Origin of the sequence: Limnothrix sp. FACHB-406 (assembly GCF_014698235.1) — a bacterium.
Lineage (GTDB): Bacteria > Cyanobacteriota > Cyanobacteriia > CACIAM-69d > CACIAM-69d > CACIAM-69d.
The window spans coordinates 180,946-200,805 of the sequence record NZ_JACJSP010000001.1 but is presented as its reverse complement, the minus strand read 5'-3'; the positions used below and the strand labels follow the sequence as shown (position 1 = coordinate 200,805).

Here is a 19,860-nt window from a genome sequence, read left to right as displayed (position 1 = left end):
TTCTAGCGATTTGTGGATGGGCACGTTGTCATGAAACAAACAGGTTGAGGAGTTCAAGTTGGAAATTCCAGGGTGGGAATGTGGGGCGATCGCTGTTGTGGAGCTTGCAGCCTCCCTCTAGACCTCAAGCCTTTACTAGTAGCGTGGCTGCCTTAATTCGCTGAGTTAAATTACATGGCTGTTATCGCCACCAAACCGTTAGGCAGCAAGGGGCTTAAGCCCCTTGTTACCACGACTGGCTCCGCAACTTTGACCCAATATATTAAGCCTGTCATGCTACTAGGTTTCAAGGACTGCGCTAATTGCCTGGGCAATGGTTTCATTGCCATCCAAGGTAAACCGCTGGCCGGGCTGGGAAGGCGTGGGCGCTGCTTGTAGAAAAGACCAATCTCCCTCAAAAAATTCGGTCGGTTGCAAAATCTGGTGGGAAGTTTGGGCTTGAATTTGGTCTAACAAGATGGGAGCTTCGGCAAATCCATCGCGGGTGAGGGTAGCTACGGTTGGGCCTGTGCGGCAGGCTTCGGCAAAGGTTCCGTAGCCGGGTTTGGAAACGATGCGCCCACAAAGGGGCATAAAGTCCACGGGCCGAAAGGGGCGATCGCTCGCGTGGTGTTCGATCGGGTCGAGCACTTGGTATAGGTTGGGCAAGTCCGGGGCCGATCGGTCAAAGGTGATGAAGAGCCAGTCGGGAAATTGCCGCAGCCGCTCGTAGGGAATTTGTTGCAAGCCCAGGCCGCCAAAGGTGAGCAAAACGGTGCGATCGCGCGGGATATCTGGTAAACCCAACTTATCGCGCAATTCCGCCGCACCATAGCGGGGTGCGCCGCCCGTTAAACCCACATCGGTTTGTTGGGGAAAGCTGGCCATGGGTTCGTGAAAAGGCAACCGAAAGAGGCGATCGCACCGATGGAAGCGATCGGCAATCCAGTCCGCCTCTTGCTCAAATTCGCCACCCCAATCGCGGTAAATGAAATCCCAGCCGAAGTTACCGACCGCCCAGCAGGGCAGACCCGCCGCCTGGGCAATGTCGATCGCCAGGGGGGGCAAGTCGGCCAACACCAGAGCCACACGCCCATTTTTGACGGACATTTGCCGGATGAAGTCCACCTCTGCCGCCACAATGGCCGCCGCCCGCGATCGCAGAGCCTGGAGTTGCTCCAGAGTCGTTTGCCGGTCAATTTGCAAACTATCTTGCTGCACCACACCCACATCCAGCGCCCTGGGCCGGTAAAGAAATTCACCGCTGATGTAGGAACCGAGGAGCCAACGGGGGGCGGTGGTGACCAAAATCGGCAACAGGTCAGGCCGCAGCCGTTGCAGGGTATCAACTAGGGCAGCCGCTCGGGTGGCATGGCCAAATCCATGGGCAGTAATGGCAACGTAAAGAATGGGACGGGTCATGCGGCTGGGGGGTGGGCCATGAAATCCGGTCTAGAGGTCTCGAAACAGGGTTTGCACTTTTTCCCAGGCATCGGCGGCGGCCGCTGGATGGTAGCTCGATCGCCGATCGCAGAAGAATCCATGGTCTGCGTCGCGGTAACGGAAGATGCGGAAGTTGCGCCCGTGGGTCACGAGGGCCGCCTCTAGGCGATCGAGCTGGTCAATGGGAATCAGCGGATCGGCCAAGCCTGCGAAAAACCAGAGCTTACCGTGAATTTGGGAAGTGCGGGTGACGGTTGGCTCGCCGCCCCCGGGACAGAAGGTGGGGATCCCTGCGCCATAGAACGCAGCGGTGACGGCGACTTGGGGCAGGGTGGCCGCCAAATAGGCCACATGGCCCCCAAAACAAAAGCCGATGCAGCCCACGGCTCCGGTTTTGGCGTTGGGTTGTTTTTGGGCAAAGGCGATCGCGGCTTGGATATCCGCCAGCAGTTGATCCGCCTTGGTTAAGTCCTTGTGTTGTCGGCCGAGGGCTAGCTCTTCGGCGCTGTAGCCCACGGCAAAGCCCGGAGCGGTGCGCTGAAACAGGGCGGGGGCGATCGCCACATAACCACATCCTGCCAGGCGATCGCAGAGATCTCGAATGTGATCGTTCACCCCAAACACTTCTTGAAGAACCACGATCACCGGATAGGAACCGGCGGCCCGAGGGCGTGCTAGGTAGCCCTGTAGGTCAATCCCTAAGCCAGGCTCCTGGGGGGGAATGATGGTGACTTCGCGGCAAATTTCAAGAACCATAGGCGCAACCTGGCAACGGAGTCATTACATCGCCGCGATCGTCTGCAATTGTGACCGCGATCGGGACTGCGATCATCGATGCGATGAACTTCCGCGAACTTTCATGAACTTCCGTTTCAGTCTACCGGGTTCGGCGAATTTCGCCGTAAGCGGCGATTAATTGCTGGGCAATGGCTGACCAACTGTAGCGATCGCCCGCACAGCGTCGGGCGTTTTGGCCGCGCTGTTGTCGTTCGGTGGGTTGGGTTAATGCCTCGCGCACGGCCCCGGCAAAGGAAGATACGTCGCAAGTGCAAACCCAGCCCGATCGGGTGTCGGCCACATCGGGCCAGATATGCACCTGATCGGAAATCACCACCGGCACTCCGGCGGCCATCGCTTCAGCCACCGCAATTCCGAAGTTTTCATAGTATGACGGCAACACAAATAAATCGGCTTGGGCCAGGAGCGATCGCTTCTGTTCCCCGGTCACGAAGCCCACAATTTCCGTGCGATCGCTCAGGTGCGATCGGTTCAAATAGTCTGAAATCGATTGTTCATAGTCTGGATCCTGTACATTGGCCCCCGCCAACACAAACCGAAAGGGCAGCCCCGACACAGCCAGCGTTTCCAGCGCCGGAATCACAATATCCAATCCTTTTTTGCGATCGAGCCGTGACATAAACAGCACCATCGGCCCCGCTTCCTTGGTCGGTTGCGCCATGGGTTGTTCACGGAGCGGCGGCAACGGAACCCCCAAGGGAATCACCCAATCGCGGGAAATGGCCCCAAACCGTTCAGAGATTTTGCACTCCTCCGCACTGGTGAAGTGAACAGCAGCGGCCTTGGCTAAATTGCGCCGCTCCAGCAGCCGCCCATACCACCATTTCAACTTTGCCTTTTTCCGCAAATCCAGCGGATCCAGCGTGCCGAGGGGCCGCAGCACGTAGGGCAACTTGCGCCACCGACAGACGATCGATGCCATGGTGCTGATGGGCGAAAACAGGGCATGGATGTGGGCCACGTCGTATTCCGGTGCGTGTCGCCAGAGCCACCACAACAGCCCGATCGAGAACTTATAGCGTCGCCAGGGGGCACAGCGAAAGTAATAGATTTTGTAGTCCTTTTCCGACACGGGCTGGGCGATCGGCACATCCAACGGAGCCTGCCCCGCATCCCCATTGCTGTCGGTGGTTAGCAGCGTCACCTGCGCCCCCGCCGCGCCCAGGGCCTGGCTTAGCCCCAACACCATCTGGCTCGGCCCGCCATAGACCAAGGACACGGATGGCACAATTTGCAACAGGCGCAAGGGGCGTGATTCGGTCATGAGAGGCGGACTCCAGCAAGAGGCGATTAGAGCGGGGGGATGAATGCGATCGCCGGGGTCGCACGGCCTGGGTGCGTCGGGCCCGTGGATTAACGATCCCGAATGATCCCGATCGAAGGGGGCATCTGAATCATGATGATCTCAATCATTCATCCAGTTCTTTACCCCTGTTCAGCACCCGTTTTCAGCAAGATTGGCCAAAACCGGGTTTTCCAACCCTAGCCTACCGAAGTCCAACCGGGGGCGGGCACTGGCAATCGGCCGTCCAGACCCATGATTGTGTTGCGGTTCTTAATCAGTCGTTGATGCCGACGTTGACACTGACATCGATATTGACATTGATATTGATGCCGAAAATACCCCACAGTCTATTCAATTGCCGCTTGGCGTTCGATGAATTTGATGGCAATCAGACCTATTTCAACCCCATTCGTAGCCTAGATAACTGATCTAAACTATGTTTAATGACATCTTCGTCAAGATTCTCTAAAAGTCAGCGATTCAGACCAGTTTCCATGACTCAGTTTTCATGACTCAGTTGCTGATACTAACGGCACAATTCGCCCACAGGATGGGTGTGCGCCAAGGGCAAGGCTGAACCCCCCTGAAGACTGCTGATCTTGGCTTCCTTGACCCGCTTCGATCGCCCCTGGGTCATCCTGGACAGTTGGTGAGCAGGAGTTTTTACTCACCACTTTCTTAAAAAATGCTGCGTAATAAGACCGAATATGCTGACAAAGTTACCTTCGTTGATGTAACACTTTGAGTCAGCATGATGATACAGGCGAAATAACGAGCGATTCCCCCCCATCATTTCGCTGCAATTCAGCAAAGATTACTAAGTAAAAATACACATTGCCCATTCTGAAAGGGGCATGTTGATTCTGATTCTGTTGATCATGCGGGCTAGCTGGCAAGTTATTTTGAGGCGTAAGCCATGTCTCTTGGGTTTTTGGTGCCGACTTTGATCTGTGTGGCTGCGGTTTATCTGGCTCCACGATGGCAGGATGAACCGTCGCTGATTCTGAATGGTGTGGCGATTTTGAGCTTTCTGGTGGCCTTGGTTTTGGCTCCCTGGGAAGTTCAGGTGTTGCTGTTGCTGTCGGTGTGGTGGGTGGCGCGGTATGGTCTGCGGTCTCCGGAGCCGGTGGAGGTGCTGGAGTCGGCGGCCTTGGGCGATCGGGCGGAGTTGGCGGATTCGTCGGTGGCGGCTGATGAGGCGGAATTAACGGCGGTTAATACGTCGAATGCGGCGGCCCATGCAGCGAATGATTCGATTTTGGGGCATCCCCATTTGGCGGTAACCGATCGGGTATATCGCGGGGTGATTTGGCATCTGCCCGATCGTGGGGGGCTGAAAATGCCGAAAAAGCGGCAGGAAGTCACTTCCGAAACCACCGAAGCCCCAGAAGTTGAAGCCGCTAACCAAACGATCGAGCTGAAATATCGCGGGGCCACGTTCCGCCGTAAGGTCTGACCCAAGGTCTAACTGCTGCTGGACTCAAGCTGGCGGTTCCCCTCAAATTCCGCTGAGGTTTGCCATTTCGATTTTGGCCGAGCGGATGCCATTGCTAATATCAACGGCATGGCGATTATTTCTTCCAAGTCAACCGGTGGCGGCAATCCTGATCCCCAGCCTCCCCGCAAGCCCGCTAGGCGATCGAATTCCCCGCGATCGTCCGTTTCGCCGTCGCTGCTGGATCCGGTGGCCACGCCTGAGGAAGCTCACCAAGATGCGGCCAAGCCCGCTCACCAGTCTCCTCAGGGCGATCGACCCGATGAGCGTGTGCGCCCCCAACGGCTAGCGGACTATGTGGGGCAGCAGGATTTAAAAGACGTGCTGACCATTGCGATTCAAGCGGCCCAGGGTCGTCGGGAGCCGCTGGATCACCTGTTGCTCTATGGGCCGCCAGGCTTGGGCAAAACCACCATGGCTTTAATTCTGGCCGGCGAGATGGGTGTGTCTTGCAAAATTACGACCGCACCGGCTCTGGAGCGCCCTCGGGATATTGCCGGGCTGCTGGTGAATTTGCAGCCGGGGGATTTGTTGTTTGTGGATGAAATTCACCGGTTGCCCCGGGTCACTGAAGAAATTTTGTATCCAGCGATGGAGGATTTTCGGCTGGATGTGACGGTGGGCAAGGGCCAGAGCGCCCGCACCCGATCGATCCCGTTGCCCAAGTTCACCCTGGTGGGTGCGACAACCCAGGTGGGGGCCCTCAGTTCGCCCCTGCGCGATCGCTTTGGCCTGATTCAACGGTTGCGGTTCTATGAACCCGAGGAGCTGGCCCGGATTGTGTTGCGGACGGCGACGATTTTGCAGGTGGCGATCGAGCCAGACGGGGCCGCAGAAATTGCCCGGCGATCGCGCGGGACACCCCGGATTGCTAACCGCCTGTTGCGGCGGGTGCGGGACTACGCGCAAGTGAAAGGAGCGGAAACCCAAGGCAAAACAACCATTGACGGGGCGATCGCGGCGGCGGCCTTGGAACTGTTCAATGTGGATCCTCGGGGGCTGGATTGGACTGATCGCCGACTCCTGAGCGCCATTATTGAGCAGTTCAACGGCGGCCCCGTGGGTCTGGAAACCTTGGCAGCCGCCACCGGGGAAGATGCCCAGACGATCGAAGAGGTCTATGAACCCTATCTGATGCAGATTGGCTACCTTCAGCGCACCCCTCGCGGCCGCGTGGCCACCCCCGCCGCTTGGCAACACCTGGGCTACTCTAAATTTCTCCCCGCGTCTCTTGACTCTCTAGTGGACTAGAGAATAGAAAATGGGTTTGCTGCCCAGCCCTAGATCCCAAGATCCTGTCAGTACAATCTTGTGGGCAGCTTTTTTCAGTCTTTTTGATCGTTTCGATCGGCCAGCTCCCAACGCCTCAGGTAAACCCCCTTGGCAGCCCCGGCTGATCGCAGGCGTAATCGCATCCTCAAAACGCCCCACCGCAGTGCTGGCAACCGTTAGGGGTTCAGGAGGCCAAATTCTTGAACCGCTGGCAAAAAGTTGCGGTTTTCGTGGCCGGGCTGGCTGAGTTTAATGAGCGCAAATCGCTGCAATTCACTGAGCGATCGCCACTGTTGATGACTCACTGTGACTCCAACCCGCGCTGCTTGTGCTGCGACTGAATCGGGCACGTCGGCACTCAGCCAAGGAAACGGGTTTTCCAGGGGCAAATCTTTGGGAATTTCACCCGATCGCGCTGCCACCAACTCGCGCAATTCCTGGCGATAGGTTTCTTGCTCGGGCAAGGTGTCGCAAGGAGCCAAAACTAACCGCAAGCGATCGGCCTCGGACAGTTGGTTCCAGTGGTGCAGTTTGAGTTTAATGCCGACTCGATCGAGCCGGTAGCGAACCACCATGGGGATGCACCGTAACCCAGTGATGAAGTCTTGCTCAAACTGGAAAAAAGGTGAGGCTTCCGAAACGATTGTTGGGCGATCGGCCATTGTGGGTGAATTGGTTGCTGAATGTTTCGTGACTGACTCAAAACCCATAGGAACCCTGAATACTCTGTTCTTGATGTTCTCAAGATAGTTCTGACCCATGGAATCATAAATTGCAGCTTGCTATTTTCGACGATCTTTCTCTGAAATTTCTGACCAGGGACTGCAATTTCAGGCTTGTCTGGATTTAATCAACGATTGGTGATGGCTGCGAAGTTTTGCGCTAGCATTGCCTTAACCAATTATTAACCAATCTCAAGGGATCACCAAAGATGCTCCTGAAAAACCAAGTCCAAGGTGCAATAATTCACCAGGGCTGCCAACCTGAGATGTGAATTTCTTGGGACTTTCAGCCAGTTCCTAAACATCCTGATCCATTTTGACGATGATTAAGCAACCCGATCGCCCCCACGATCGAGCCAATTCATCAACTCACCCCTGTCAAATGTTTGTCCAAACAGTGGCTTTAGGGAAAACACAGAGAAGCCTGTATTAAATCATTCCTGATCCGTAGTCAAAACCACGGACTTGATCGATGAACTCCGCGCTCTGTGTTTATTTTGACCGGGTTGAATTGATGGCTGTTGTATGAATGACCAGGCGATTGTGGCTTGGCTCAGGCCTACTCCGCTGATCGTCGAGAGTCATTCCCTGACGCTGTTCTCAACAATCAAGACAACCTTAAAATTAGCCACCAACCAATCTGGCACTAATAGTTATTGGTACAACTATTGGCGTTGAATCATAACTTTCAAGATAGTGATGCTCAGCAGGATTGCGAGGGCTGTTACCTTTGGCAGCAAGCTTTTGGAAATGAAATTGAACTACAAACCAATGGTTTATTCAATTGGCTGATTCAATTTCCTCAATAGCTGGCAAGTTGCCTGAAAGATAGAATTGAATCTGTATCCCAAAGCAATTGATCAAACTGCCTTTTTTTAATAGGTCAGACCTACAATTGAAATTCCAGATCAGGACATCAACATATGGCGATCGATCTTAAGCAAATGGCGCAGGAGTTGCGACGCGCTCCTATTCTTTCTGACTGTTCTGTACAAGAACTGGCGAGAGTTGTGCCCTATGCGGTCGAGCATTTTTTGGAAAATGGCCAAGCCCTATTCCAGTCAGGCAACCCCGCCTTAACCCTCTATTTTGTGCGCCGGGGCAAAGTGCAGCTTTGGGCTGGAGGGCGTGTCATTGCGGAGGTGGAGCATGGTTTTGTGGGCGAAGAGGCGGCCGTTTCCTCTGACTACTACATGGCCGACGCGATCGCGGTTGACAACACGGAAGTGATCGCCTTGCCCCGCGAGGCTATTACCAAGGTGGCCGGTGCTGGCACTCCAACCATCGATCGATTCTATGCTTCCCTGCTCAGTCATTACAGCGGACAGCCTAACCGAAAACTGGAGAGTCGATCGCCCATCAGTCAGCTCAAGCGCAATGATTGGGTTCAGTCCTGTGGTTGGATTCTGTCAGTGGTGATCCCCGGTATTTTGTACTTGATTTTGAGGGAAACTGCGGAATTTGACTGGAATTCCCAAATGTTTTTGATTGTACTCACATCCACCATTGTGATGTGGGTTTTTGGGATGGTTCCTGAATTTATTCCTGGTCTTTTTTGCATTCTGTCATTGCTAATTTTAGACATTGCTCCCAGTGAAGTTATTCTTTCTGGCTTTGCATCGGGCAGCTTTTTTATGGCGCTCAGCCTCTTTGGATTGGGAGCTGTTTTGATGGGATCAGGATTAACCTATCGCCTAGTTTTATGGCTCTCTCGATTCATTCCTAAAACAGAAAGCTGGTACGCGACCGCTTTATTTTTAACCGGATTGGCAATGACCCCCATTTTGCCCTCGGCTAATGGTCGAATTGGTCTGTTGTCACCGATTTTGACAGATACCATTGATGCCACAGGAGTCAAACCAGGTGGCAAAGCTGCCAGCCATCTCGCCTTTGCTGCTTTTAGCGGTGCTAGCCTGCTTTCCCATGTTTTTCTAAGCAGTAAGTCGGCTAATTTTGTAGTCTATGGCCTCTTGCCTTTGCAGGTTCAACAACAATTTAGTTGGGTTTATTGGTTGCAGGCGAGTTTGGTGGTGGGGATCGTGACCCTAGTGCTGTATTTTATCTCCACAAAATTCCTGTTTAGTAATAATCAAGCCTTTGAAATTTCCCAACAACAGGTGGAAGCTCAGGTGGAAACCCTAGGGCCCTTAAGCAGCCAAGAGTGGATTTCGCTGGTCAGCACGATCGTGTTGTTGCTGGGAATTGTCACCGCATCCATTCACAAAATCCAATTGCCCTGGATTGGTTTGGGGGTTCTATTTCTGGTGCTATCGCTGGGGATTCTGAAAAAAAATGAATTTCGCACCCAAATCGACTGGCCATTTTTAATCCTATTAGGCAGCTTGGTCGGAATTGCAGAAGCCATGTCCTACTTAGGTCTCGACACGCACTTTGGTGGGTATCTGACTTGGCTCAGCGATTCTATGAAGTCCAACTTTCCCCTTTTTATCTTTTTATTGAGCCTGACAATTTTGGCTGTGCGGTTTGTGATCCCCAACACGACGGCCGTGGCAATTTTTGCCACAATATTAATCCCGATGGCAGAAAGCAACGGGGTAAATCCTTGGATTGTGGGAGCGATTATCCTAAATATCAGCGATGCCTGGTTTTTTCCTTACCAATGTTCCTACTACCTACAATTTCAGGAGCTATTGGACAAACAGCAACTTTTTAATGAGCGTTTAATTTTACGAGGCAATTTCCTGGCAACGCTGATTCGCTTCTTTTCAATCTATTTATCATTGGGATATTTCCGCACCCTTGGAATTCTCTAAATCGTTGCTGAAGACCATGAAATCAACTTTGAGAGACTCCTAAACGAGCATTCATCTGATCTTTTCTCTCAAATCTTTTCTCTCAAATCTTTGCTCTCAAATCTTTGCTCTCAAAGCGATGACAGCTTAAGACCGACCCACTTCTCCACTCATTCTCTAGCCATGTCACGATTTACCTGGAAGCTTTCTAACGTTAACCGCTGGGGCAAGCAGCTTCAAAAATTGCCCATTATTTTCTTTTTGATTTGCGCCTTGGTGTTCTTTGCCTTCAGCAATTCCAGTAAGCCGCGTGTATTGGTGCTGAGCAGCTATGCCACGGACTTTGCCTGGACGAAGGACATTAATGTGGGGCTAAGCTGGACTCTGGATAAGAAGCCTTACTCGATTCAGTATCACTACATGGATACGAAGCGGAATCCTGGCGCGGCTTACAAGGAGAAGGCAGGGCAATTGGCTCGGCGGCTTATTGAGCGCTGGGAACCAAATGTGATTATTTCGATCGATGATAATGCTCAAGAGTTTGTCGCCAAGTATTTCAATAATCACCCCAAGATTGATATCGTCTACAGCGGGGTGAATGCGGAAGCCAGCGCCTACGGATTTGACAAAGCCAGCAATGTGACGGGCATTTTGGAGCGAATTCCCTTCCTTTCCTTGAAAGAGATTTTTCTGCAAATTTTGCCACCCGATCGCCGTCGCATTGTTCACTATTCCGATGACTCGGAAACATCGGAAGCCATTCACCAAGAAATGGCAGATTTTGACTGGCGACCGATCGACCTGATCGAACACCGAAAAGTGGCCACCTTTGAAGAGTGGAAGCAATTTATCAAGAATTCCGGCAAAATTGCTGACTTTTTGCTGATCACGCACTACCACACGCTGCGTCGCTCCAGTACCGATGATACGGTGGTGTCGCCGAAGGAAGTGATGAAGTGGACGATCGAGAACTCACCAATTCCTGATATCGGATGTTGGGGATTTTATGTGGATGATGGCGGCATGTTGGCGGTTGGGATTTCGCCCTATGAGATGGGAGAAGTGGCCGGCAAAATGACAACGGAAATCTTGGAAAATCATCGTCGTCCCAGCGAAATTCCCAGCACGAAAAGCCAAAATTTCGTGATGTATATGCGGGAGTCGCGGCTCAAGCAATATGGCGTTGATCTCCCCAAGGTGTATAAGGACTTCGCCCACGCCACCAACCACTACTACCAATAGGCTGGCTGAGTCATTGGGGGCTTGAGCAATCAGGAAATTCAGTTGGGGTTTAGGGGATCCAAGTCACGGCCCCTGAACCCCTTTAATTTTGTAATTTTGGGTTGTAATTTTGGGTGTTTTGTCGAATCTTGGGCAGGTATTTAGGCTGGCGATGTGGGCCGACAGAGAACCTGCTCAGGTTCTGGCAGCGGGTTCTTGTTCGGTTTGCTGGGTTGGCTCGACTGGCTGGGTTGTGTTCAGTTGCGTTCAGTTGTGCTCAGACCTGCTCACGCTAACGGTGTGACCTATTCAGGGCGGCCCATTCAAGGCGACTAGCGAGGAATTTATGTTCAATCGCAGGAGTTTCTACGTAGAAGGTTGGTGATTAATTTTACTTTGATTAATCTGCTTGGCTTTGCCCTTCTTGAGCGGCAATGGCTTAGCCAGGATATGTTGAGGGCACTCTTTTGCATATCAATCTTGAAATCTCAAGCTTAATGTCAGTGTAATTTTATGCGCTTGGGTCAAGATCTTTCAGCCTGAGACTAGGTTCGATCATAAAAGCTCATTGAAATTGGGTGGATCTTGTTAGAACCTTAAAGATGATTGTTAACTGCAATTTTGAAATTCTGTGGAAAATTACAGACCATTTTTTGTGAAATCTTGATGATGTTGTTTGATTTTTCTGCGGATTTTGAAGCAGGAAGATTGAACAGTCAAGGGAAGGCGATCGCGAATTTGAGAATAGAAGACTGAGGATCTTTTGCTGTCTTGCTGGGCGCAGCTTGGAGCGATTGACCAGCACCCCTGACTCTGTTCCTGGGCAATGGACGCTGGGTAAGATGAAGGTGGGGGTAAACACTCGCATCGCATTTCGCTAGCTGCGGATTCATGGCTGAAGACGAATCAAAGTCATGGTGGCCGCTGCTAAACCTACATTTTGAGTGTGTCTCTCTGAGGTTGTTTGTGAACCGCTGGCGTTGGAGTTGGAATCCGGCTCGCTGGAAAATTGCGCCCAAGCTGTCGGCGGCTTTGTTGGCTGCGTCGCTGCTGCCAATGAGTCTGACGGCGTTTTATAACCTTCGCCAAAGCCTGTATACGGTCAAAATGGCGGAGTACAAAAATCTGGAACTGTTGGCAAAAAGTGTGGCGGCCCGACTGGATCAGTTGCTGATTGACACGCAACGGGTGGGGATTCAGATGGCCAGCGCGCGGGATATTGTGCAATTTGCAGGGTCGGTGGCGGCGAAAGAGCCTCCGGAAAAACAGAATTATTGGCGAATCTTGGCGGCTGAGGCGATCGCGAATGTTCGCAATTCCAATCCTGATTATTTTTCAGTGTTTCTGCTCGATCGCACGGGACGTTGTTTGGTTTCAACGAATCCCAGCAACATTGGCAAGTCCTACGCCTTTCGCAATTACTTCCAAGAAGCGCGCCAAGGCAAACTCTACATTTCGGAATGGACGGTGGGATCCACCACGGGTCAGCCGGGGATTTTCCTTTCGGTGCCGGTGGTGGCCAAGGGCACGCGCAATCTGCTGGGCGTGGTGGTGATTAAGCTGCGATCGGAGGCGGTGGGCCGCTTGCTCACCAGCTTGAACCAAAAGGAAGGCGGCTCTGCTTTCTTGGTCGATCAAAACGGAATTGTGATTGCCCATACGGATCGGCGTTGGGTCTATCGCAGCTTGTTGCCTTTGTCGCCCGTGCAGTTGCGCACGATCGACCCGAAAGTCCAGTTTGGCCTCGATCGAATTGAAAGTTTGAATTTGCCGGTGTTGGCGCGATCGCTGCAATTGCCCTCTGCCCCCACGGCTGCATCATCGGCGGTTCCATTGCCCCCCATTACGCCCACCGCCACCCCAAACCAGTCAACGATGGAGCTGGGCCCGCCATCCTTCGGCAACATTGCCTATCGATCGCCCTTCACGGGCAAAACGGAAATCGTGGGTATGTCGGCTTTGGATATGCGGCCCTGGCGCTTGGCCATCACGGAGCCAGAGTCGGTTTTTGTCACGCCGCTGAATGCACTGGCCCATCGCACCACGGCCAGTGTGTTCCTGGTGGGGGGAGCGGTGGCCCTGCTGGCCCTGGCCCTGGCCCGGAGTATTGTGCGGCCCTTGCACTTGCTCACCCGTGCGGCTCAGGAATTGCGGATGGGACAGTTTGACCGGGCCCATGTGGACATTCAGGGCACTGATGAGCTGGGTTTGTTGGCGGCCACCTTTAACCAAATGGTTTCCGGTTTGCGGGAGCGGGAACAGGAGCTGAATATTTTTGGGCGAATGGTGTCGCCTGTGGTGCGCGAACAACTATTACGGGGTGGGGTGGAGCTAGGCGGGCAAACTTGCTGGGTTTCGGTGTTGTTTTCTGATATTCGGGGATTTTCGACCCTTTCCGAGCAGTTGGATCCCCAGGGGGTGGTGGAATTTTTAAATGAATATATGACGGCGATGACGGAGGCCGTTGCGCCTTGGGGCGGCTATATCAATAACTTCATTGGCGATGCGATCGTGGTGGTATTTGGCGCGCCCGTGCCCCAGCCGGATGCGGAGTGGTGTGCGGTGTCGGCAGCGTTGGCCATGCGCGATCGCCTGGCGGAGTTAAATGAACATCGGCGTGCCCGCGGCCAGGTATCGATCCAAAGCGGTATCGGCATTGGCACCGGTCAGGCGGTGGCGGGTCAAATTGGCTCGCTCGATCGCCTGATTTACACCGTCATTGGGGACGCGGTGAACATTGCTGCCCGCCTGGAAACCCTGACCAAACAGTTTCCGGACTATCCCATTTTGATTAATGAAACCACCGCCAAAGCCCTGCGTAACTATCCAGAGGTGGTGCTCCATTCCCTCGGCCCACAGCGCCTGAAAGGTCGCCATGAGCCGGTGGAGGTCTATGCACCGATGCGGGCCGCAAGTGTGGTGAGCAGCGGCTCGGCGCGATCGATCGATTTGGCGGGCGATTTGTCCAGCGATCTGGCGGGCGATCTGACGAGCGATCGACCACAGCATCGCCAATCTGCCCCCAGTTAACCCAGGAGCACCATCCAGGCGATCGTCCACACGATTTAGACCAATTTAGACCAATAGCGGTCAGCGTTTCCCTTGCCAGAGTCGCCCCTAGATCGGGTGGCTGCCTTAATTCGCTGGGTTAAATGACATGGCTGTTACCGTCACCTGATCGTTAAGCAGCAAGGGGCTTAAGCCCCTTGTTACCACGACTGGCTCCGCAACTTTGACCCAATGTATTAAGCCTGTCATGCTACTAGACCGGGTGGCGCAAAACGCGGATCAGCGTGCCTTGGGGCGGCAGATTTTCCGGCCGCAGGGTCATGGTTTCCGTGTTCAAGGTTTGGATGTCGTAGCCGCTCATCAAGTTCAAGAAGGCCTCTAGCCCATCCAGATCACATTGGCTATCGGCCGCCGCCGTGCGGTATTGGCTGGGGATCACCACCTTGGGTTGCAACGACTCGATCGCCCGTTTTGCTTCCTCAGCGTTATAGGCCTTCGCCCCGCCGCCCACCGGCACAATGGCCACATCGGGCCGCCCCATCAGAATTTTTTCTTCCACTCCCAAAGGAGCCGCAATGCCGCCCAAGTGCAGGATGGAGATGCCCCCCTGCTTCCAGCGCCAAACCACATTGTCGCCAAATCGCCGCCCCCCAAACCGATCGTGGGCGGTGCGAATGCCTTGGAATTGGTTACCGCGAAACTCAAACGTTCCTGGCTCAAACAGCAAACTGGGATTGCCCGGCAGATTGCTGACAAATCCCTCATCAAGCAGTTGGCTGCTGATGGTCACGAGGTCGGCGGTGAAATTGGGCGATCGATAACCAGCAGTGCAACCCAGGGTGTTGAAAGGATTACTCAGAACCCGCAGCCCACCCCCGGTGAAGGCAAAGCAAGTGTGGCCCAAGGACTGAATCGTTAAGCCATCGGCGGCTTGGGCTGAGGTTGCACGGCTCCCGATCGCACTGGCCAGGGCGGCCCCTGCACCCATCAGGCCATATCGCAGAATTTGCCGCCGATTGATCCACCGATCCATAAAATTCCTCGCACCGTTTGAGATTGATTAGGGATTGAATTGATTAGAGACTGAGTTGATCTGAATTTGAATGGGAACTTCAGGGACGCTTTGGGAAATCGTGTTGAAAACTCCCTTTGGGAAACGCTCTGAAAACTCTTTGGATGAACTCTTTGGATGAACTCTTTGGGTAAATTTTTGGGGTGAACTTCTGGGGTGAACTTTTTGGGAACGCTTTGCGTACTCATCAAAGCGATCGAATCGACGTGATCGACCCGATCGACCGCAGAAACCAGGAGCCAGGATGCTCAGGATTCTCAGACCAAAGCGGCGGATTGGTGGAACTGGGCCACCGCCGTCAGCCAATTCGAGAGCAGTTGCTTACCGGCATTAGTCAGAATACTTTCGGGATGAAACTGAACCCCTTCAATGTGGGGATAGTCCCGATGGCGCACGCCCATAATGGTTCCGTCAGCCACCCAAGCGGTAATTTCTAACTGTTCCGGGCAGCTTTCTCGCTCAATGACCAAACTATGATAGCGAGTCGCGGTCATGGGAGATTCAATGCCCTGAAAGACTCCCACATTGCGATGCTCGATCGGGGAGGTTTTGCCATGCATCAGTTCCGGCGCACGCACCACCTTGCCCCCAAATACTTGGCCAATACTTTGGTGACCCAAACAAACTCCAAACACCGGCAGAGTTGGCCCCAACTCCCGAATGATATCTAGGGAAATTCCCGCTTCGTCCGGTGTGCCGGGGCCGGGCGAAATGGTGATGCCATCGGGCTTCAGTTCCCGAATTTGATCCAGGGTGATCTTATCGTTGCGAAAAACCTGAATATCCCGAGCGATCGGGTGGGTTTGGCCCAACTCGCCAAAGTATTGAACGAGGTTGTAAGTGAAACTGTCGTAGTTGTCGATGACAAGGACGGTCATGGCGGGCGATCGGGAAGGGATGCAGTGCCAGAAGCGATCGGGCGATCGCCATTCTGAACCTAGGGTTTAACTATACCGGCATCGGCTTCGATCGACACGGACTCTTTGGCCAGCGGCTCCGGACACAAGGGCCCATCGCCTCCAGCGCCCAACCCTCCCGAACACCTGAGGCAATTGGTTTTCGGCCAGCGACCCACAGGCGATCCGAGATGGACATCAATGATTGGCATCCATGATTGACATCAATTTCGCGCCCCTCCTAAGGCTTTAAATGCCTTGCCCAACAACCTTGGCTACTCCTTTCCCAGCGGTTCTCCTCGCCACCATTTCAAGGTTAGCGATGACCTCCTGACGGCCACAATTTCCCGATCAACAAACCAATCACAAACACCGCCAATTCATAGCCACCAAATAGGCCCAGCAACACCAGAAAAACCGCAAAAACACCCACAGCCGGATAATCAACGGTCATCTTTTTAGATAAAAGTTGGGCGCGATACCGTTCATAGGATTGTGAATAGGCCTCCGGGGTAAGGGATAAACCCTTTTGATAATCCTGTTGGCTTACCTTCAAAAATAACTGGCTGAATCCTCCTGTCACGAGCAACAACACAATCAGCTTGGCCAAGAGCCGATTTCTAGTCGATGTTTGAAAAGTAATGGTGTTGGCGGCTGCAACCGTAACTGGATAATTAGTTGAATTGCCTGATGGATGATTTCCTGGATGATTTGTAGGATTTTCAGGAATGTTTGCGGAAGTGTTTTTGGAAATGTTTCCGGGAGTATTTTCGGGCTGAGTATCTGCGTTGGAACGGTCATTTGTCATCGATCGATCCCCCCATCTTGATTCAACTGAGCGGTGAGCGGCTGAGTTGTCATCTCGAGTCATCCTCTACGGTTATCCCCTGGCCGCACAAAATTGGCCAAGCTTTTTAGAATGGGAGATGGTTCCCGCTCATCCTTGTCTCCCTGAAACAGTGCTATGACCCTTGCCCTGCCTAATCCTCAGCCCCGATCGCCCATTCCCGATCGCCCGCCAGTTATTCAACTCTCCGAGATTTACAAAATCTATGGCAGCGACAACACCGAGGTGCGCGCCTTGAATGGGGTCAACTTGGTGGTGGAAAGTGGTGAATATTGCTCGATTATGGGCGCATCGGGTTCCGGCAAATCCACCATGATGAACGTGATTGGTTGCCTCGATCGCCCCAGTTCTGGGCGCTATCAGCTCGATGGCATTGACGTGGCCGAATTGAACGAAAAAGACCTAGCCACGGTGCGCAATCGCAAGCTGGGGTTTGTGTTTCAGCAATTTCACCTGCTGCCCCAACTGAGCGCCCTGGAAAATGTCATGTTGCCGATGGTCTATGCGGGTGTGCCCAGCGGGGAGCGACGACAGCGGGCCCTGGACGCTTTGGGCCGCGTGGGTTTGGGGAATCGGGTGAATAATCGACCCAACCAACTGTCTGGGGGGCAGCAACAGCGGGTGGCCATTGCACGCGCGATTGTGAATCGCCCGATCGTGCTGTTGGCCGACGAACCAACCGGCGCATTGGACACCAAAACCACCCAAGAAGTGCTGGATATTTTTGAAGAATTAAACCAGAGCGGCATGACTGTGGTGATGGTGACCCACGAACCGGAGGTGGCCCGTCGGACTCATCGTGTGGTTTGGTTTCGGGATGGGCAGGTTTTGCACGATCGCCTCCATCCCGAAGATTTAGGACAAGTGACCGCCGTTGCTTAAAGGGCTGGATCCATCGGCGATCGTGACGATTCATTCTATCAAGAAAGCCAAAGAAATCGACCTTCCCTAAATCTGGGGCTGAGGTTCCTCAAAAAGCTTTAGCCAAACTGCCAGTTCTGGAGGAATTTCGCGTCGTTTGCGAGTTTCTTGGTCAATGCAAACATGGCGCGTGAATGCCTGCGCCGTGTGGAAATCCCGCTGCGATCCTTCAAAAAAGAATTCATATTCACATCGAAATTCGCTTTCTTGGATGGCATAAACCCGCATCACAATTTCCAGGCGATCGCCACAGGACATGGGCTGAAAAAATTTCGCTCCTGTTTCCACAATTGGCATTACCCAAGGCTGCGATCGACTGAAAAAATGTTTGGCATTAACCCCTGAAGCCATCAGCGAGGTTTCATAGACTTCGTGGGCCCATTCCAATAGCCGCGAAAAATACATTACCCCTGCGGCATCGGTTTCGCCAAAGCGAACGGTACGATGGTAGGTAAAAGCCATGAATGATAATTTGAATTGATTAACATGAATAATAAATTGAATTGATTAAATTAAACGTCAGTCTGAGTGGCTGCGGGATGGCTAATATTTAAGGGTGCGATCGCTGGGAGACTCAGATGGCTCGATCAATGTGGCGGTTGGCGGTCATGGAATTCACTCCGGCTTTAACTGGCGAGGAAATTGGTTGAGCCAAGGGAATAGCCGCTGGGGAACAACAACTTCGGTGCGATCACGCCCTTGTCCCTCATCGTATCGGCACTTTAGTGGCTTTAGGGGTTGACATTCCGTGGGTTTAGTATTGCTCAACTCACAGACTGCTACAAACTATCGAAAATCAGATTTTGAAGAAAGCATAAGATATCTATCATTGCTTGAAACTGCATGATACGGTATTCAGAGTTAGCACTTCAAAAGTGTGTGTAAAAATGCAGGTAAGTAAGCATGAATGAACTGCCAGAGCAAGACGCTGAAGATCTATATTCTCAATATCTACAGCAACAGCCGGTAGAAACGCAACAGGAAGGAGATGATCTAAAAGAATACCTTCTTGAAATAGAAGAGCGATTGGATAAATTGGAAAATCAATTTGAAAAACTAGAAAATATAGTCAGGAAGATTGCTGGCAAGTTGAAATAGTTCTTGTGAAGCAATTCATGATTTTGCGGGACAAGTATTGCCTAACTAGTAGGGTGGGCAATGTACACCTACAGTCCATACTGAAGCAGTTTGATCATGTTTCGGGAACGGGTGATTATTGCATTCAAGCTGATGCGTGGCAGGCTTTCTAGGATGCGTGACTTTAAATCTCTCAGGCGATCAAGTTCTCCTGAATAGCTAGGAAGCGTTAGCAGTTGTCGATCAAGCGCAACATTGAAATAGCTCAAGATATCTTGGGGCGCAAAGTTGAGCTTGAAATAATCCGCAAAGCTGTAGGCGCGATCGGGCTGAATAATTGGCAGTTTGGGCATAGTATTGGGCGATTTGCTATGAAGTACTGACTTCAGGATAGCCAGTCAAGACCGTAATGGTCGCCATTACTCCCAACGGTTTACGTTGAAGAACGAGCCCTCGCCGATCGCTTTGCCAGCCATCGCTGAAATGATTCTGGACTTTCAGAAGATTTTTTGCCCAGCAATAGACCCGCAATGCCAATATCTTCATCGAGTTCTGGCCAGTGAATGCCAAAACCTGCACCGCTGATTTGAAAATTTTGGCGCTCTGCTTCTGTGCCGTGAACCAATCGAGGATACCAGGCGATCGGAACTGATAGAACTCGCCCATCCTCTAACTCTAGAATGAGGTAGTCTTCATCCAAACTAATATTCAAAATTCTAGGAGTTGCGATTTCCGCAGAAATTGTCCCACTCATTTTTTAAAGTCTCCAAATTATCGTGAATTAAACGCTCAATCTCCCTCAGTTCTCGGGCACTATAGCCATAGCTCTCTGCCAGGTAAACCTCTGGATCAAGCCAGAACTTTGCCATTTTATTGTCTTGATCGACATGGGTATGTCTTGGCTCATGGCAATCGTAAGCATAAAAGTAAAAACGATAGGGGCCGACTCTTAGGGATGTTGGCATTGCATCGATCTTAGCGAAGTCCAATTCAAATCCTAGCGAAGGTTGCAACCCGATCGCCCCGTAGACCATTGCTGTCGCTTTAAGCACCGTGCACCGGACTTCCTA

The 19,860-nt window shown here is 52.5% G+C and carries 18 protein-coding genes; 7 read left to right on the top strand and 11 right to left on the bottom strand.

The window, feature by feature from the left end:
• Positions 1 to 279: 279 nt before the first annotated feature.
• From H6G53_RS00815 to hpsP, 3 genes are all read right to left on the bottom strand, one after another.
• On the bottom strand, positions 280 to 1,401 hold the full coding sequence (locus H6G53_RS00815; protein WP_190530620.1) for a glycosyl transferase: 1,122 nt from the start codon (positions 1,399 to 1,401) through the stop codon (positions 280 to 282).
• Between the two features lie 30 nt (positions 1,402 to 1,431).
• Positions 1,432 to 2,178 carry a dienelactone hydrolase family protein gene (locus H6G53_RS00810; RefSeq protein WP_190530619.1) on the bottom strand — a complete coding sequence of 249 codons (747 nt, stop codon included), beginning with the start codon at positions 2,176 to 2,178 and terminating at the stop codon, positions 1,432 to 1,434.
• 121 nt (positions 2,179 to 2,299) lie between these two features.
• Positions 2,300 to 3,466 (bottom strand): hormogonium polysaccharide biosynthesis glycosyltransferase HpsP, encoded by a 1,167-nt coding sequence (gene hpsP / locus H6G53_RS00805; RefSeq protein ID WP_190530758.1) that lies wholly within the window; start codon positions 3,464 to 3,466, stop codon positions 2,300 to 2,302.
• Between the two features lie 955 nt (positions 3,467 to 4,421).
• Here hpsP and H6G53_RS00800 point away from each other — a divergent pair.
• Together H6G53_RS00800 and ruvB are read left to right on the top strand one after the other, a co-directional pair.
• Complete coding sequence (locus H6G53_RS00800; RefSeq protein ID WP_190530618.1) at positions 4,422 to 4,961, top strand: hypothetical protein; 540 nt, start codon at positions 4,422 to 4,424, stop codon at positions 4,959 to 4,961.
• Between the two features lie 108 nt (positions 4,962 to 5,069).
• The gene (ruvB, locus tag H6G53_RS00795; RefSeq protein ID WP_242030760.1) at positions 5,070 to 6,251 is read left to right on the top strand and encodes a Holliday junction branch migration DNA helicase RuvB; all 1,182 of its coding nucleotides are present in this window, start codon (positions 5,070 to 5,072) and stop codon (positions 6,249 to 6,251) included.
• A gap of 197 nt (positions 6,252 to 6,448) precedes the next feature.
• Here the strand turns inward: ruvB and H6G53_RS00790 are convergent, their stop codons facing one another.
• Entirely contained in the window at positions 6,449 to 6,982 is a 534-nt protein-coding gene (locus H6G53_RS00790; protein ID WP_242030761.1) for a nitrate reductase associated protein, read from the bottom strand.
• Positions 6,983 to 7,917: 935 nt separating this feature from the next.
• On the opposite strand from H6G53_RS00790, the gene H6G53_RS00785 reads away from it, so the two are divergent.
• The 3 genes from H6G53_RS00785 to H6G53_RS00775 all read left to right on the top strand — a co-directional run bounded on the left by H6G53_RS00785 (position 7,918) and on the right by H6G53_RS00775 (position 13,998).
• Positions 7,918 to 9,768: an SLC13 family permease gene (locus H6G53_RS00785; RefSeq protein WP_190529630.1), complete on the top strand. Its 1,851-nt coding sequence runs from the start codon at positions 7,918 to 7,920 to the stop codon at positions 9,766 to 9,768.
• 162 nt (positions 9,769 to 9,930) lie between these two features.
• A complete protein-coding gene (locus H6G53_RS00780; protein WP_099531952.1) occupies positions 9,931 to 10,989 on the top strand; it encodes an ABC transporter substrate-binding protein in 1,059 nt (352 codons plus the stop codon).
• Between the two features lie 945 nt (positions 10,990 to 11,934).
• On the top strand, positions 11,935 to 13,998 hold the full coding sequence (locus tag H6G53_RS00775) for an adenylate/guanylate cyclase domain-containing protein (RefSeq protein ID WP_190530617.1): 2,064 nt from the start codon (positions 11,935 to 11,937) through the stop codon (positions 13,996 to 13,998).
• Between the two features lie 232 nt (positions 13,999 to 14,230).
• On the opposite strand, the gene H6G53_RS00770 is transcribed toward H6G53_RS00775, so the two are convergent.
• The 3 genes from H6G53_RS00770 to H6G53_RS00760 all read right to left on the bottom strand — a co-directional run bounded on the left by H6G53_RS00770 (position 14,231) and on the right by H6G53_RS00760 (position 16,753).
• A complete protein-coding gene (locus H6G53_RS00770) occupies positions 14,231 to 14,998 on the bottom strand; it encodes an MBL fold metallo-hydrolase (protein WP_370567728.1) in 768 nt (255 codons plus the stop codon).
• Positions 14,999 to 15,306: 308 nt separating this feature from the next.
• On the bottom strand, positions 15,307 to 15,927 hold the full coding sequence (locus H6G53_RS00765) for an aminodeoxychorismate/anthranilate synthase component II (RefSeq protein ID WP_190355058.1): 621 nt from the start codon (positions 15,925 to 15,927) through the stop codon (positions 15,307 to 15,309).
• 334 nt (positions 15,928 to 16,261) lie between these two features.
• The gene (locus tag H6G53_RS00760) at positions 16,262 to 16,753 is read right to left on the bottom strand and encodes a hypothetical protein (RefSeq protein ID WP_190530616.1); all 492 of its coding nucleotides are present in this window, start codon (positions 16,751 to 16,753) and stop codon (positions 16,262 to 16,264) included.
• Positions 16,754 to 16,909: 156 nt separating this feature from the next.
• Here H6G53_RS00760 and H6G53_RS00755 point away from each other — a divergent pair, with 156 nt between their 5' ends.
• Positions 16,910 to 17,674, top strand: coding sequence for an ABC transporter ATP-binding protein (locus tag H6G53_RS00755; protein WP_099531948.1), 765 nt, complete (start codon positions 16,910 to 16,912; stop codon positions 17,672 to 17,674).
• Positions 17,675 to 17,740: 66 nt separating this feature from the next.
• Here the strand turns inward: H6G53_RS00755 and H6G53_RS00750 are convergent, their stop codons facing one another.
• A complete protein-coding gene (locus H6G53_RS00750; protein ID WP_099531947.1) occupies positions 17,741 to 18,175 on the bottom strand; it encodes a thioesterase family protein in 435 nt (144 codons plus the stop codon).
• A 441-nt stretch (positions 18,176 to 18,616) separates the two neighbouring features.
• Here H6G53_RS00750 and H6G53_RS00745 point away from each other — a divergent pair, with 441 nt between their 5' ends.
• On the top strand, positions 18,617 to 18,811 hold the full coding sequence (locus tag H6G53_RS00745) for a hypothetical protein (RefSeq protein ID WP_190530615.1): 195 nt from the start codon (positions 18,617 to 18,619) through the stop codon (positions 18,809 to 18,811).
• A gap of 68 nt (positions 18,812 to 18,879) precedes the next feature.
• On the opposite strand, the gene H6G53_RS00740 is transcribed toward H6G53_RS00745, so the two are convergent.
• From H6G53_RS00740 to H6G53_RS00730, 3 genes are all read right to left on the bottom strand, one after another.
• Positions 18,880 to 19,143, bottom strand: a complete 264-nt coding sequence (locus H6G53_RS00740) for a hypothetical protein (RefSeq protein ID WP_190530614.1) — start codon at positions 19,141 to 19,143, stop codon at positions 18,880 to 18,882.
• Positions 19,144 to 19,223: 80 nt separating this feature from the next.
• Entirely contained in the window at positions 19,224 to 19,544 is a 321-nt protein-coding gene (locus H6G53_RS00735) for a DUF2442 domain-containing protein (RefSeq protein WP_190530613.1), read from the bottom strand.
• Positions 19,507 to 19,842: a DUF4160 domain-containing protein gene (locus tag H6G53_RS00730; RefSeq protein WP_347343100.1), complete on the bottom strand. Its 336-nt coding sequence runs from the start codon at positions 19,840 to 19,842 to the stop codon at positions 19,507 to 19,509. Before H6G53_RS00730 ends, H6G53_RS00735 begins: the two co-directional genes overlap by 38 nt.
• Between the last annotated feature and the right edge of the window lie 18 nt (positions 19,843 to 19,860).

What these genes read in the sequence shown, in the direction of transcription:
- H6G53_RS00790 (WP_242030761.1), bottom strand. Translation starts at nt 6,982, where the DNA reads ATGGGTTTTGAGTCAGTCACGAAACATTCAGCAACCAATTCACCCACA.
- H6G53_RS00765 (WP_190355058.1), bottom strand. Translation starts at nt 15,927, where the DNA reads ATGACCGTCCTTGTCATCGACAACTACGACAGTTTCACTTACAACCTC.
- H6G53_RS00800 (WP_190530618.1), top strand. Translation starts at nt 4,422, where the DNA reads ATGTCTCTTGGGTTTTTGGTGCCGACTTTGATCTGTGTGGCTGCGGTT.
- H6G53_RS00815 (WP_190530620.1), bottom strand. Translation starts at nt 1,401, where the DNA reads ATGACCCGTCCCATTCTTTACGTTGCCATTACTGCCCATGGATTTGGC.
- H6G53_RS00755 (WP_099531948.1), top strand. Translation starts at nt 16,910, where the DNA reads ATGACCCTTGCCCTGCCTAATCCTCAGCCCCGATCGCCCATTCCCGAT.
- H6G53_RS00785 (WP_190529630.1), top strand. Translation starts at nt 7,918, where the DNA reads ATGGCGATCGATCTTAAGCAAATGGCGCAGGAGTTGCGACGCGCTCCT.
- H6G53_RS00810 (WP_190530619.1), bottom strand. Translation starts at nt 2,178, where the DNA reads ATGGTTCTTGAAATTTGCCGCGAAGTCACCATCATTCCCCCCCAGGAG.
- H6G53_RS00750 (WP_099531947.1), bottom strand. Translation starts at nt 18,175, where the DNA reads ATGGCTTTTACCTACCATCGTACCGTTCGCTTTGGCGAAACCGATGCC.
- H6G53_RS00780 (WP_099531952.1), top strand. Translation starts at nt 9,931, where the DNA reads ATGTCACGATTTACCTGGAAGCTTTCTAACGTTAACCGCTGGGGCAAG.
- H6G53_RS00735 (WP_190530613.1), bottom strand. Translation starts at nt 19,544, where the DNA reads ATGAGTGGGACAATTTCTGCGGAAATCGCAACTCCTAGAATTTTGAAT.
- H6G53_RS00745 (WP_190530615.1), top strand. Translation starts at nt 18,617, where the DNA reads ATGAATGAACTGCCAGAGCAAGACGCTGAAGATCTATATTCTCAATAT.
- H6G53_RS00740 (WP_190530614.1), bottom strand. Translation starts at nt 19,143, where the DNA reads ATGCCCAAACTGCCAATTATTCAGCCCGATCGCGCCTACAGCTTTGCG.
- H6G53_RS00760 (WP_190530616.1), bottom strand. Translation starts at nt 16,753, where the DNA reads ATGACAAATGACCGTTCCAACGCAGATACTCAGCCCGAAAATACTCCC.
- ruvB (WP_242030760.1), top strand. Translation starts at nt 5,070, where the DNA reads ATGGCGATTATTTCTTCCAAGTCAACCGGTGGCGGCAATCCTGATCCC.